This window comes from Pseudomonas sp. Marseille-Q5117, assembly GCF_946901175.1.
Taxonomy (GTDB): Bacteria; Pseudomonadota; Gammaproteobacteria; order Pseudomonadales; family Pseudomonadaceae; genus Aquipseudomonas; species Aquipseudomonas iranensis.
In genome coordinates this window covers 28,352-40,876 of sequence record NZ_CAMPPP010000018.1, presented here as the reverse complement: position 1 = coordinate 40,876, position 12,525 = coordinate 28,352, and the positions used below count along the sequence as shown (strand labels likewise).

Here is a 12,525-nt window from a genome sequence, read left to right as displayed (position 1 = left end):
ACAGTAGAAATGCGCCCTCCCTTGTGGGAGCGAGCCTGCTCGCGAAGAGGCCAGTCGGGTCGTCGCAAACTCCGGATCAGCTCAAACCCAAGCCACTGCCAACAACCCTGCCCCCAACAGCGCACACAACGGCGAATACACCCAGGTATCCAGCCGCGCAAATCGCGAACCCTTCACTTCCTTGAAAAATCCGACCAGATTCGAATCACCGATCGCCCGAGCGAACATCAGCAACGCGATCGCGCTGATCACCCATTGCAGTGCCTTGTGCTGCACCGCCGGCATGCCCCAGCCGACCCGCATACAAACCAGCGCGGCAATTATCAGCAGCGCAGCGGCGACTGCCAGCGTCAGCCAGCCTGAGGGCTTGAAGGCCGGGCGTACCGTGGCGACGAAGCCCGACACCGGCACCTGCGGCACCACCACCGCAGCCGCCCATTGCCCACCCAACGCCCAATACACATGCATCAGGCCGATTGCCGCGAACACAGTCACCAGCCATTGAGCCAACACAAAGGTCATGGTTGAAATCCTTCAAAGGGATTTGAACAAACCATCGTAGTCGGATTTTTTGGCCGTGCACGACCGGTCGGCGGTGCACGGCATTGACCGCGTTAATTCAGATCAGCCGTCACCTTGTCGGCCACATCCTTGGGCAGCCACGCCTGCCACACATCCGGATGCGCCTTCATGAACGCGACGGCCGCCTCACGAGGCGCGGTGTGCTTGTCACTCATCTCCGCCAATGCCTTGTTCAGTGGCTCGATGGGAAAATCGACCTTGCTGAAGAATTCGGCAATTTGCGGGTTCTGCTTTTGAAACGGCGTAGACACGCCAATCGACAGTTTCGATGCCAGCGAGCGAGTTGGTTTCGGATTGGGATTATCGGCGTCTGTCAGCGTCTTCCACGCCTCGGCATCGAACGGCGGCTCTTCCAGTTGCACCAATTTGAATTTGCCAAGCAGTGGCGTCGGCGACCAGTAATAGAACAGCACTGGTTTGCCGCGACGGATCGAAGAGCTGATCTCTGCATCCAGCGCTGCACCCGAGCCGCTGCGGAAGTTGGTGTAGTCGTCCTGCAAGCCATACGCCGTGAGCTTCTGCTTGTTTACCACTTCCGAGGTCCAGCCGATCGGGCTGTTGAGAAAACGCCCTTTGCCCGGGCTTTCCGGGTCTTTGAACACGTCCTTGTATTTCTTCAGATCAGTGACGCTGCGCAGATCCGGCGCCAACGGTTTGATGCCTTTGGCCGGGTCGCCCTTGATCACGTATTCCGGCACCCACCAGCCTTCAGTGGCGCCCTTTACCGTATCGCCCAGACCGACGACCTTGCCCTCGGCTTCGGCCTTGACCCAGACCGGACTGCGCCCGGCCCACTCCTCGCCAATTACCTGGATGTCATTGTTGGCCAGCGCGGTCTCAAGGGTAATAGTGGTACCCGGCAAGGTATCGGTCGGCAAGCCGTAGCCTTTCTCGACGATCACCCGCAGCACCTCGGTGATCAGGCTGCCGCTTTCCCAGTTCAGATCAGCAAAGTGCACCGGCGTCTGTGCCGCCTGCAGCGATTGCGCTGACGTCAGCAAACCAAAGGTGGCCACGCTGGCGGCCAGTAACCGTCGAAATCCGTTCATGCATCGCACCTCGTGCTGTTCACAGCAATGGCAGTGGGCCTGACAGAAACGCAAGCCTCTGAATGACTCAGTCAACTGACTTTAGCCGAGGTTCCTGCTTTTTCCGGGGTCCGCTGCGCGCGAGGTTACGTTTCAGACTTTTCCTGCAGGCTTTGCAGCTCACGTCTGACCATGCTGGCGTATGCCGCCGGTTGCAATGCGTAGAGCTGCGACGCCACCCAACTCAGCCAGGCACCTTGCAGTTCGGCCTTGCGGGCGAACAAGCGCTGCGCATCTTCGCGTGCGCTGTCGAGATTTTGCGAATGGAAGTGCGCGCGGCTCACTCGCTGGCCTTGAAGGAAATCAGTTCACCTTTGCGCCATTTGGCAGCCTTGGCGGTGACGGCTTTCAAGGTTTTGGTCAGGCCTTCCTGCAATTGTTCATTGGCGGCGAACACCGTGACGACGCTATGACCTTCCTTGAACAGAATCGCGTGACCGTCGGCCGTACTGACAAATGCGTAGTCGCCCAAGCCGTAAACCGTGAGTTTGATGTCGCGAAAACGAATGTCCATCTTGCCGCCTTCACGGCTGGGCAGAACCGATGCAATGAAATGGTCGCCAACCTTGAGCTTGAGCCCCGGTTTGTCATCGACTACCAATGCACTTTCGGTATCGATTTCGGCGATGTAAATGCCTTCGGCGTTTTGCTCGGTGATGTAAACAAAACGTGATTGAAATTGCTTGACCAGCTTTGCACGCAAATCACCCAGCACGAACAAAGCATGCATATCGAGGTTACTGACTGCCAAAGAAACATCCCCACATTTGAAAAACCGTGCAGCGGAAAACACGCACGGCAAAAAACGGCAATGCCGATGAAAACTGCAAAATCACTCAAAAACCCGAAGCGAGCGAAGCGCTCTTGATCGCGAGGTTCGTAGACTACTGGATTGTCATTAGTGAAACCCGCTCTGAAGTCGGCAAAGCTTGAAGGAAAAAGCCTCAAGTGCGACTGGAGCAAGATCTGACTACGAACTTCAGGGAAATTTCTCACGAAAAAAAGCACTTTTCCGACATATCGCTGGCGAAAAATTGCTTTAGATAAGCCCGGTCGTCAACAGGTACTGGCGATTCTAGAGCAGCGATGCTCCTTACGACTACCCGCTACGGCCGTTAAATCCCGGTCGACTGATGAAAAGGACTTCATATGTGCACTTTGACTCATTTTGCCACGTCGGCCGACGCGCGAATCAACACACCTCTGACGATGAAGGTTGCCGGCCGCGACAACCTTCCGACATCTTCTAACAATCATCGCCCCCCGCACTTTCAAGTGGTGCCGGCGGGCATTGCGTTCTTTCACATCAAGGAGATATCCACGGGACGTGTCAGAGGTTTCCGCGGCAATCACAACGAAGCCTGCGCCCTCGCCCGCTCGCTTGAATCAAAAATCGAACTCCGCGCCAGCGGCTGCCTCTGATAAGGGGAGTGAACGAACAAGCCGCACCGGCACCGACCCAGGAGTAGATGATGGAACTGCCAACCGAGCTTAACCTGACCACCCTTTTCGAACAGCTGGGCCTGCCCTCGGATGAGGCGTCGATCAATGATTTTGTCGAAGCACATCCGCTGGATCCGGACACTAAACTCATCGATGCCGACTTCTGGTCACCCCAGCAGGCGCAATTACTCAAGGAATGGCTGCGGGCCGATGGCGAAGAAGCGCCGATCGTCGATGAGCTGAACGTCCGTCTGCATCGCGGTAAATAAGGGCGATCAGTGCAGGCTGTCGCCGGGCTCGATGTTCAACTGTTCGAGCCAGGCAGCCTTGCACTCCTCCGCTTCATCGCGACTGGCGAAGGCTGTGCCGCGTCGCTCACCGTTGAGCAAAACTACCCAGCAAACACTGCGCCCCATCGCGCGTAAGCCGGCCGGAACACCGCTGCCGATCATCACTGCCACGTCTACCCTGCACTGCATGTGCCCTCCGAAATAATTAGCTACCTAACTAAGTCGTCAGATTAATGCTTTCCGTCGAGAGGAAACAGCAACCGCCGTGCACAGATTCATTGCGTCAACGGTAATAATCTCAGCGCGGATTCTCAGGTTTATAGCCCAGACGCAACCCGCCCCAGTGTCGGCCCTTGATCATGATCGGCACCGATAAATCATGCATCAGCTCACCCGTATCGCGCGTGTAAGTCTGCAACAGCACTGGTTGCTGATGGCTGCCGCAGCGGATACCGGTGCGGTCAGTGAATTTGCGTTTGGTGCGGTTGTACACCGTGTCGACCTGCACATCGCCGGTCAATGGCTGGCTGAATGCCTGGTTGTGCGTCGGTACATAACCCTGCTGCGTGCAGGCAATCGCAAAAACCAGCCCTTCATGACGCGCCAATAAAGGCTCTTGAATCGCCGGCAAGACCTGATCGGTGTATCGATCAAAGCGGGTTTGAAATTTGGCTGGTTCGGTGCCCGGAATCATCTGGTAGCTGCGATCGAACAGGTCATCCAGGCTGATCCGCCCCTGTTCAACATCCGCCTCGAAGCGCGCCGCGATCTGGCTCGCACCTTCGCGCGCCAAGTCATAAATGCGCTGGTGATAGTCATCCAGGCCGACCTCGGCCAAGCGCTCGCTGATAGTTTCCGCCTGCCCTTCCATCTGCACCGCAGCGTCGGCGAGGCGGCGGGTCTGCTGATCGCTGATCGCCAGATCACTACGCATTTGCTCAATCGCGCTGAACAGCGCATCAAGCTGCTCGCGATTGGTTTGCGCGCCACGGGCGATTTCGCTGACCTGGGTTTCCACTCCGGCGGCAAGTCGCGCGATGTTCTCAAGATGCTGACCGGTGTGCTCGACCTGTTCGACGCCGGTGTGCAGATCGCTCGACAACTCGCGAATCTGCGCAACCACTTGCGCGGTGCGCTGCTGAATGTCAGCGACCATCTCACCGACCTCACCCGTGGCCGCCGCCGTACGCGCGGCCAGTCCGCGCACCTCGTCGGCGACCACAGCGAAACCGCGACCATGCTCACCGGCCCGGGCTGCTTCAATCGCAGCGTTCAACGCCAACAGGTTGGTCTGGCTGGCAATCGACTGAATCACCAGCGTCACCCGCTGAATGTCGTCGCTGCGCACACTCAGGGCCTCGATCAATTCGCGACTGGCATTGGCGCGCTGACTGAGTTGCTGCATGCGCGAAATCGAGTCGAGCAGTTCGCTGCGCCCCGCAGCGCTGCTGTGATGCGCTTGGCTGGCGGCGTCCAGCGCGTCGCGACTGAGCTGTGAAGTCGCCTGCTCGGTGGCGATCATCACTTCGGCGTTGCTGACGATCTGCGCCGCCGCGTCGAGTTGCGATTCGAGTTTGTTCGCCAGCGCCTTGACCGAGAACGCCACCCCGGCGGCTGACAGTGCGTTGTGACTGGTGGTGTAGGAAAGATCGCGGGTCAGTGCGGACAATTCGCTCGCACTATCGACCGGGACAGCAGCAGGAGCGCTGCGCGAACGCAGGCGCGGCAGCCAGACAATCAGTATCGCCAGCGGCATGCCGAGGTAGAGCGACCACTCGGCCATGGCCATACAGGCCAGCAACAGCATCAGGGCGATGCTTTGCAGGGTCGGTGCGATCCAGCGTTTTTTCGGCAAAAGCACTGGTGCAGGCAGCGCCGCAACCAGAGATCCATCTCTCGTCATCTTGATCACCCCACGTTTGTTCTCATTGTTGTGACTGCATTAAACGCCACTACAACGCCATTATCCATGGTCCGTTAGTCGGGGGGGCTGTGGCAGGTCAATGGAACGACGGGGGAAATAGCGCAGACGAGCAAAAACAAAGATCGCAGCCTCCCGCAACTCCATGTCGAAGCTGCCGAAGGCTGCGATCTCTTGCAGGCGCCCCCATTCAGGGGCCGCCATGGAATCAGGCCTGACGCTGGTGCTTGTCGATCTGCTCGTGACGCTCTTGAGCTTCGATGCAGTACTTGGTGGTCGGGCTGATCAGCAGGCGTTTCAGACCAATGGCCTCGCCGCTGTCGTCGCACCAGCCAAAGCTGTCGTCCTTGATGCGCTCAAGGGCTTGTTCCAGTTGCGGCAGCATGCGCTGGTCGCGATCGATCGCGTTGACCAGCCAGGTGCGCTCTTCTTCAACCGAAGCCGCGTCCGCCGGGTCAGCCGGGGTGTCCAGGCTTTCGATGGCGATACGATTTTGCTCAATGCGCTCGTGGGTTTCGACTTTCATGTTCTGCAACAGCTCAGTGAAGAAAGCGTGTTGCTCTGCATTCATGTAGTCATCTGCCGGCATAGCCAGCAACTTGTCCTTTGTCATTGATATCTCTATAAAAAAACGTGCATTAAGGCGAATAAGGGAGCGTTTCGGCGAACCGTGTCGGCCGTCGAAAAGGCATCGTTTTATTGCAAACGCCACCCGGCACTCAATTTACGAGGGGCGGCAGTCTAAGGCCCGATCAAGACCTCAGCAACTGTAAATACAGGGAATTTGTCCGACAGGAGCTGGAAACTGCTCTGACACAGGCTTCACACGGCCATCGGAGTGCGTTTATAGCAAGAAATTCAGTCCAGCGGCTGTATATAGAAGACAAACGGCTAACCAACCCGCCAGCGACAGCGGAGATTATTCTCGCAAGGTGCATCGTTTCAGCCCGGCAGAGCTTACGCAGCCCTTCTATTATCAGGCCCACCGCGTGTTCAACTCGCCTGAAGGATGCTGCCCATGCCCCGCCCCGCTCTGCCGGCCACAGACGAAATTTCCTTCGCCAGCGCGCCGGTCAACGCCGAGCGCCTGCTGCAAATGATCAGCGAAGAGTATGACGCCCTGCCGCGCCAGCTCAAACGCGTCGCCAGCTACATCAGCCAGCAGAGCGAGCGAATCATGGTCGAGCGCATCAGCGACATCGCCCGCGAGTGCGAAGTGCATCCGTCAGCCATTGTGCGTTTCTCGCAACGTTTCGGGTTCAGCGGCTTCAGCGAGATGCAGGCGCTGTTCCGCCAGGCCTGGACGCACAGAACCACGCCAGCGCAAAACTATCAGCAACGCATCCGCAGCCTGATCGCCAACAACTCGCAGACCGCCAACAGCGGCGACCTGGCCCGCGAGTGCATCGACGCAACGCTCTCGGGCATAGAACGCTTGGGCCGCGAACTGGACGAGCTGGCGTTCGATACAGCCGTCGATCTCATCGTCAATGCCGACGACATCTATGTGGTCGGAGTCCGCCGCTCGTTCGCCGTCGCCGACTATCTGGTTTACAACCTTCAGCACCCGCAGCAGCGCATTCATCTCGTCTCCGGCGTCGGCGGCAGCTATCGCGAGCAAATGCGCAGCGTGCGCGCCAACGACCTGGTCATCGCCATCAGTTTTGTACCCTACGCCAAGGAAACCCAAGACTGCCTGCGCTTCGCCCGGCAGCAGAACGCCAATGCCTTGATCATCACCGATAGCCCTCTCTCGCCACTGGCAAAACTTGCCAATAGCGTGTTGCTGGTCAATGAAGGCAGTGCGCTGGCCTTTCGTTCGCTCAGTGCAACGCTGTGTTTGTGCCAGGCGCTGTTTGTGGCAGTGGCGTATCGGCTGGGCTTGAACGTCGATGAAATTCACGAGCAGGCCGGATTCGACGACTGACAATTGCCTCTGGGTCGGCTAGGTTATGCCTTCCCACCGGTTCGACTTGAAGGAACGCGTCATGAAACTGATCGGCATGCTCGACTCCCCCTACGTGCGCCGCGTAGCAATCTCCGCCAAATGCCTGGGGATCGACCTCGAACACGAGTCGGTCTCGGTGTTCCGCCATTTCGAACGATTCCAGCAGATCAACCCTGTGGTCAAGGCGCCCACATTGATCCTCGACGACGGCGTGGTCCTGATGGACTCGACCCTCATCCTCGATTACCTCGAAGCCAGCTGCGGCAAAAGCCTGCTGCCAAGCGATCTCAAACAACGCGCTCAGGCCCTGCGCCTGATCGGCCTCAGCCTCGCCGCCTGCGAAAAAGCCGTGCAGCTTTACTACGAACGCAACCTGCGCCCGGCCGACATTCAATATCAGCCGTGGGTTGAACGCGTCGAAGGCCAGCTCGCCGCCGCGTTTACCGCACTGGAAAAAGAACTTGAACACAGTGACTTGCCTGCCGACGGCTCCCTCGCCCAGACCGGCATCAGCCTGGCGGTTGCCTGGAGCTTCACCGAACTCGTCGTACCCGATCAGATCGACGCAACACGCTTTCCGCGTATCACCGAGTACACCGCCTACGCAGAAGGCACCGATGCGTTCATCAGCACACCGATGAACTGATCATGAGCTCCACCGACACCGCCGCCCCGGCGTTAAAGGAAATCTTCAACGCCAAGCGCTTGCAGCACATCGCTGACGAAATGAGCGCGGTGTACCCGGCGTTCAAGGCCAAGGCGTTTCTCAAACACGCCCGGGACGGACTCGCTGAACTATCAGTGATGCAACGCATGGCGCGTGTCAGCGAAAGCCTGCATGCCGTGCTGCCGCTGGACTACGAAGATTCCTTACATGTGTTACGTGAACTCGCACCAAGGCTGAACAGCGGCTTCGTCAGCATGTGCCTCCCACACTACGTCGCGAGCTACGGCGCCCATGCGTTCGACACCTCAATGGACGCGCTGAAGTACTTCACCACCTTCGGCTCCTCCGAATTCGCCATCCGCTACTTTTTGCGCAGCGACCTCGAGCGCTCGCTGGAACGAATGCATGACTGGACCCGAGACGAAAACCACCACGTTCGACGCCTAGCCAGCGAAGGCAGCCGCCCTCGCCTGCCATGGTCGTTTCGCCTGGAAGCGGTGCAGGCTGATCCTCTGCTGGCCGCCGGGATACTGGATCGGTTGAAGGCGGACGAGAGCTTGTACGTGCGCAAGTCCGTGGCCAACCATTTGAATGACGTGACGAAAGTGCATCCGGAGTGGGTGCTGGACACGATTGAAGGTTGGTCGCTGGACAACAAGCATACGGCCTGGATTGCCAAGCATGCGTTGCGCAGTTTGATCAAACAGGGCGACGTGCGCGCGCTGACGGTGATTGGCGCAGGGGCGAAGGCTGAGGTTGAGTTGTTGGATGTGCAGGTCGAGCCGGCGGTGGTGAGGTTGGGGGAAGCGATTACTTTGTCGTTTACGGTGAAGTCCATGGTGGCGCACGAGCAAAGGCTGGTGATTGATTATGCGATTGAGTATGTGAAGGCAAATGGCGGGGTTTCGAGGAAAGTTTTCAAGTTGAAGACTCTGGGATTAGCGGGTTTCGGGACTGAGATAGTGCGACGGAATCAAGTCATCAAGGATTTTACGACGCGCAAGCATTTTGCCGGGCGACATGGGGTGCAGGTGATGGTTAATGGGGAGGTGTTGGGGAGTGCGGCGTTTGAGGTTTTGATTTGAGGCGTGAGTTGTTTATTCACCAAAAAAGCCGGTAGCGGATCAGTGCACTGGCAGCCGTGCTTCGACACTGCACGCGGCGGCACAGTGGACGATTCACGGCTTCAGCGCTTACCAACTTCCGTACGGGATGCCGAATTTCTCGATATAGCGCTTGGACTTTTCGCTGACGGGATAGGCGTAGCGTCCTTGGTTCTTACCCTGACTCGGTCCTAAAGGCTCGATCTCTGCCTGTGCTCTGGCGACCTTGATCGGATGGTGGCACTCGTCTCTGACCCAAACCTGCACAACGCCGCCAGGCGCCAGGCCCAGATAGACCGATGAAATATAGGTACTCCGCCGGTCTGGTGTTTTGGCGCAGCGCTGCGCGACCGAAGTCCGCATCATTTGCCTGGCTTCTTCGGGTATATCTACCCAAGCCCGATAAGTTTGAGGCTCTACGATGGACTGCCAGCGAACATAAATTCTTTTTGGGAGATCAGCGCCGACCACGGCTTTTGCGGACGCGCCCACTCCGTCCCAACCACGGGCCGATTCGGTGCCGTCTTCAGGTTGCCCGCCCGATGCCGATCCACCACCGGTACGCAGAAATGTTTTTCCCTTTATATCTTCCACAGCAGTGTCTTCAACCCAGACCTTCATGTAGTTGGGTTCGGTGAAACCGAGTTCCCACCAAGGGGATTTAGGGTCGTTTTTTGCTGACAGCGGGTCGGCATTACAACCAGCCACAAAAAGCGTACACAGCAGTGCTGTAAATAACTTCATTACCAAAGCGTCCAGTCAGGTACGTGTGGGTGCTTTACTCGGATTGCATCTTCCGTGGGGGCGTTGATGTAAACAGCTCTGATGCCACTCCCATCTCTCCTGCCAAGCGGATGGTTCCAGTTGGCGGACGTGTGAATGTACTTGAGTTTGAGTATTTGCTCCTCCTCTGGCGTGGTGCTGTAGTCGCCGGAGACAAAACGATCACACATGGGCTTGAGTTCTTCAGGAACGGCAAAGTCTGGCGTCTCGGGAATGTCTTCGAAGAGAACGCCTTTGGCTCTGGCGAGTTGATGCATCACGCGCAGGCTCACTCTCGACAGTAATCCACTCACCGGACGCTTGAGTTGGACGGCCGCATAGACTCGCTTGACTCGAGGACTAAGTCGATCCTGAGGGCTGACCGGTAGCAGTAATGGCGGTGGCGTAACGATCTCGAGATTTTCCAGCGGCCAACCCTTGGCTAGCCACTGATTTCTCAGATTGATCGCATCCTGGTAGATCGATGTGGTAGCGAGGTCAGTATACGTACCGACCTCTAGCGTCTGCATTGGGCTAACGAGAACACACTCTTCAGCGTCCTCAAGGTAACCTCCACCCACATCGGAATGCACACCCGGCAAGACGATTTCCGGATGATCCATCGCTACTCGATTGAGTGCAAAGTTAGCCCTGCATTCATCCCGCGCAGCCAACTGCACAACGTCGGTGAAATAACGTCGGTCGAGATAGAGTTTGACCCCCGTTGCGACTGCGCTTTTTATGTTGCCCAGATTGGACCATCCAGCAATCGACGGTACCGTGTCGAACAGCCCTATGAAGCCCACGTTGATGTCGCTGTGATACTGATCAACAAAGGTCGAACTGAGAGCATCGGACATACTGCGGAGAATCTCGCCTAAAGGCCCTTGTTTGCCACGCACTATCTCGTTGGCGAAATGTCTGGCGGCTGCGGCACCGCGACTGAAGCCAAACGTGTCGAAAGTCAACGAAGCAATTTCACTACCGGGATTTTTGTCCAATACTTCAGTGATACGCTGTTCGATCACCGCGAAACATGATTGGACTCGCCCTGCAACGCCGGTTTCACCGCGTCCTGTACCGGCGCCGAATTTACTGTCTTCTTCACCTGAACGGGTACCTATACCTTCGACGTAGACCATACCGAAAGCTCTCTTTCGTGGCCCTTCTCCCTCAGCGAGTCGTGTTGCTCCATACAGTTCGCTCAGCTTCTTCACATTGCTGACATCGTTACCATAACTACTATCCGGATCACCCATATAAGGCTGGCAACTGACGGGAATATCCTCAGGCGCAATCGGATGCTGAGCACCACACAACAACCCCGCAGCTGAGTTGTTCGCGTTGTTGCCCGTGCCATCAAAGAACACCCCGATCCTCAACGCAATCCCGATTTTCTCGGGCTCGCGCGCAGGCTCTTTCCCATGCTTCTCATACTCGGCCCAATGCTGGGCGTGTATGTCGACGGGTTTGGCTTCTTCGTAGCGATAGTTTTTCGGCGGGTTTGGAACGTAGCCACTCAATCCTTGATTCCTTCTGATCCTTGAAGAACGGCCAGAAGGGTGACAGCCGGGAGGGGGCGGTGCAAGCCGTGGCGGTGTGCCAGCCATGGAACGTCAGTGCGAGCAGGCTCACTCCCAAAAGGTATCAACCCGTGAAAGCAGCCACGATGAATAACCCTGTGGGAGCGAGCCTGCTCGCGAAAGCGGTGTGTCAGTCAGCATCGATGTTGCTGAAAGATTGCCTTCGCGAGCAGGCTCGCTCCCACAGGGGGACGGGTTGCATCAGGCTAACCGCGCAACAGGCCCTGCTCTGCCTCACATAACCCCACCACATAATCCCAGACCACCCGCAGCCGCACGGATTTGTGCAGCTCCCGGCGGGTGCTGATCCAGTAGCTGCGCTCGATGCTTTCATCCGGCAACAGTGCCACCAGATCCGGGTCGGACGCGGCCATGTAGCACGGCAGCACGGCGATGCCCAACCCCGAGCGCGCCGCTTCCTGTTGGGCGATGACGCTGGTGCTGTGAAACACCACGCGCGGGCTGCGGCAGAAGCTGTTGAGGAACATCAGTTCCTGACTGAACAGCAGGTCGTCAACGTAACCGATCCACGCATGCCGGCCCAGGTCTTCACGGCTGTGCAGCGGCGGTGCGTTGTCGAGGTAGGTTTGGCTGGCATACAACGCGAGTCGATAGTCGGTGAGTTTGCGCGTGACCAGCATGTCGGCGGATGGCCGTTCGAGGTGGATGCTGATTTCCGCTTCGCGGTTGAGGATGCTGACAAAGCGCGGTACGGCAACCAGTTCCACTTCCAGCCCGGGGTAGCGCTCGAACAGACCGATCATGCGACTGGCGAGGAATTTGATGCCAAGGCCTTCGGTGACGCCGACACGGATCTTGCCCAGCGGCGCGGTGGACTGGGTGATTTCTTCCTGCGCCAGCAGCGCGACGTTTTCCATCGCTTCGGCGTGCTTGAGCAGCGCCTCCCCCGCCGGGGTCATTTCATAGCCTTGGGCGTGCTGGACGAACAGCGCCGTGCCGAGGCTTTTCTCGATCGATTCAATATGCCGCGCCACCGTCGCGTGGGTGGTGTTGAGCCGGCGCGCGGCGGTGAGCAGGCGGCCACTGCGTTGCAGCTCGAGAAAAAAGCGCAGGTCGTTCCAGTCGAACATGGCAGGTCCTTGTCAGCAATCGTCACTTCGGGCTGTTTGAAAACGCA

At 57.8% G+C, this 12,525-nt stretch carries 15 protein-coding genes; 5 read left to right on the top strand and 10 right to left on the bottom strand.

Annotated features, from left to right (window positions below; genetic code table 11):
- Positions 1 to 81: 81 nt before the first annotated feature.
- The 4 genes from OC605_RS23530 to OC605_RS23515 all read right to left on the bottom strand — a co-directional run bounded on the left by OC605_RS23530 (position 82) and on the right by OC605_RS23515 (position 2,400).
- Positions 82 to 522 carry a DUF3995 domain-containing protein gene (locus tag OC605_RS23530; RefSeq protein ID WP_133336530.1) on the bottom strand — a complete coding sequence of 147 codons (441 nt, stop codon included), beginning with the start codon at positions 520 to 522 and terminating at the stop codon, positions 82 to 84.
- A 92-nt stretch (positions 523 to 614) separates the two neighbouring features.
- Positions 615 to 1,631, bottom strand: coding sequence for an ABC transporter substrate-binding protein (locus OC605_RS23525; protein ID WP_262139801.1), 1,017 nt, complete (start codon positions 1,629 to 1,631; stop codon positions 615 to 617).
- Positions 1,632 to 1,756: 125 nt separating this feature from the next.
- Positions 1,757 to 1,954, bottom strand: a complete 198-nt coding sequence (locus OC605_RS23520) for a hypothetical protein (RefSeq protein ID WP_016775089.1) — start codon at positions 1,952 to 1,954, stop codon at positions 1,757 to 1,759.
- Positions 1,951 to 2,400 (bottom strand): hypothetical protein, encoded by a 450-nt coding sequence (locus tag OC605_RS23515; RefSeq protein WP_024013252.1) that lies wholly within the window; start codon positions 2,398 to 2,400, stop codon positions 1,951 to 1,953. The genes OC605_RS23520 and OC605_RS23515 overlap by 4 nt, the downstream gene beginning before the upstream one ends.
- Positions 2,401 to 2,879: 479 nt before the next feature.
- Here OC605_RS23515 and OC605_RS23510 point away from each other — a divergent pair, with 479 nt between their 5' ends.
- Both OC605_RS23510 and OC605_RS23505 read left to right on the top strand, forming a co-directional pair.
- On the top strand, positions 2,880 to 3,092 hold the full coding sequence (locus OC605_RS23510; RefSeq protein ID WP_410056022.1) for a hypothetical protein: 213 nt from the start codon (positions 2,880 to 2,882) through the stop codon (positions 3,090 to 3,092).
- 50 nt (positions 3,093 to 3,142) lie between these two features.
- Positions 3,143 to 3,382, top strand: coding sequence for a DUF2789 family protein (locus OC605_RS23505; RefSeq protein WP_016775092.1), 240 nt, complete (start codon positions 3,143 to 3,145; stop codon positions 3,380 to 3,382).
- Positions 3,383 to 3,388: 6 nt separating this feature from the next.
- On the opposite strand, the gene OC605_RS23500 is transcribed toward OC605_RS23505, so the two are convergent.
- From OC605_RS23500 to OC605_RS23490, 3 genes are all read right to left on the bottom strand, one after another.
- Positions 3,389 to 3,592: a hypothetical protein gene (locus OC605_RS23500; RefSeq protein WP_016775093.1), complete on the bottom strand. Its 204-nt coding sequence runs from the start codon at positions 3,590 to 3,592 to the stop codon at positions 3,389 to 3,391.
- 109 nt (positions 3,593 to 3,701) lie between these two features.
- The gene (locus OC605_RS23495; RefSeq protein WP_410056021.1) at positions 3,702 to 4,925 is read right to left on the bottom strand and encodes a methyl-accepting chemotaxis protein; all 1,224 of its coding nucleotides are present in this window, start codon (positions 4,923 to 4,925) and stop codon (positions 3,702 to 3,704) included.
- A 607-nt stretch (positions 4,926 to 5,532) separates the two neighbouring features.
- The gene (locus OC605_RS23490) at positions 5,533 to 5,937 is read right to left on the bottom strand and encodes a TraR/DksA family transcriptional regulator (RefSeq protein WP_016775095.1); all 405 of its coding nucleotides are present in this window, start codon (positions 5,935 to 5,937) and stop codon (positions 5,533 to 5,535) included.
- A gap of 405 nt (positions 5,938 to 6,342) precedes the next feature.
- On the opposite strand from OC605_RS23490, the gene OC605_RS23485 reads away from it, so the two are divergent.
- The 3 genes from OC605_RS23485 to OC605_RS23475 all read left to right on the top strand — a co-directional run bounded on the left by OC605_RS23485 (position 6,343) and on the right by OC605_RS23475 (position 9,024).
- A complete protein-coding gene (locus tag OC605_RS23485; protein WP_262139793.1) occupies positions 6,343 to 7,251 on the top strand; it encodes a MurR/RpiR family transcriptional regulator in 909 nt (302 codons plus the stop codon).
- 61 nt (positions 7,252 to 7,312) lie between these two features.
- Positions 7,313 to 7,918 carry a glutathione S-transferase gene (locus OC605_RS23480; RefSeq protein WP_262139791.1) on the top strand — a complete coding sequence of 202 codons (606 nt, stop codon included), beginning with the start codon at positions 7,313 to 7,315 and terminating at the stop codon, positions 7,916 to 7,918.
- Positions 7,919 to 7,920: 2 nt separating this feature from the next.
- A complete protein-coding gene (locus OC605_RS23475; protein ID WP_262139789.1) occupies positions 7,921 to 9,024 on the top strand; it encodes a DNA alkylation repair protein in 1,104 nt (367 codons plus the stop codon).
- 108 nt (positions 9,025 to 9,132) lie between these two features.
- Here OC605_RS23475 and OC605_RS23470 read toward each other — a convergent pair whose 3' ends face one another.
- The 3 genes from OC605_RS23470 to OC605_RS23460 form a co-directional block, all read right to left on the bottom strand.
- Positions 9,133 to 9,786, bottom strand: coding sequence for a DUF2931 family protein (locus tag OC605_RS23470; RefSeq protein WP_262139787.1), 654 nt, complete (start codon positions 9,784 to 9,786; stop codon positions 9,133 to 9,135).
- Positions 9,786 to 11,327, bottom strand: coding sequence for a T6SS phospholipase effector Tle1-like catalytic domain-containing protein (locus OC605_RS23465; protein WP_262139786.1), 1,542 nt, complete (start codon positions 11,325 to 11,327; stop codon positions 9,786 to 9,788). Before OC605_RS23465 ends, OC605_RS23470 begins: the two co-directional genes overlap by 1 nt.
- A 266-nt stretch (positions 11,328 to 11,593) precedes the next feature.
- Positions 11,594 to 12,478, bottom strand: a complete 885-nt coding sequence (locus OC605_RS23460; RefSeq protein WP_016775104.1) for a LysR family transcriptional regulator — start codon at positions 12,476 to 12,478, stop codon at positions 11,594 to 11,596.
- Positions 12,479 to 12,525: the final 47 nt, after the last annotated feature.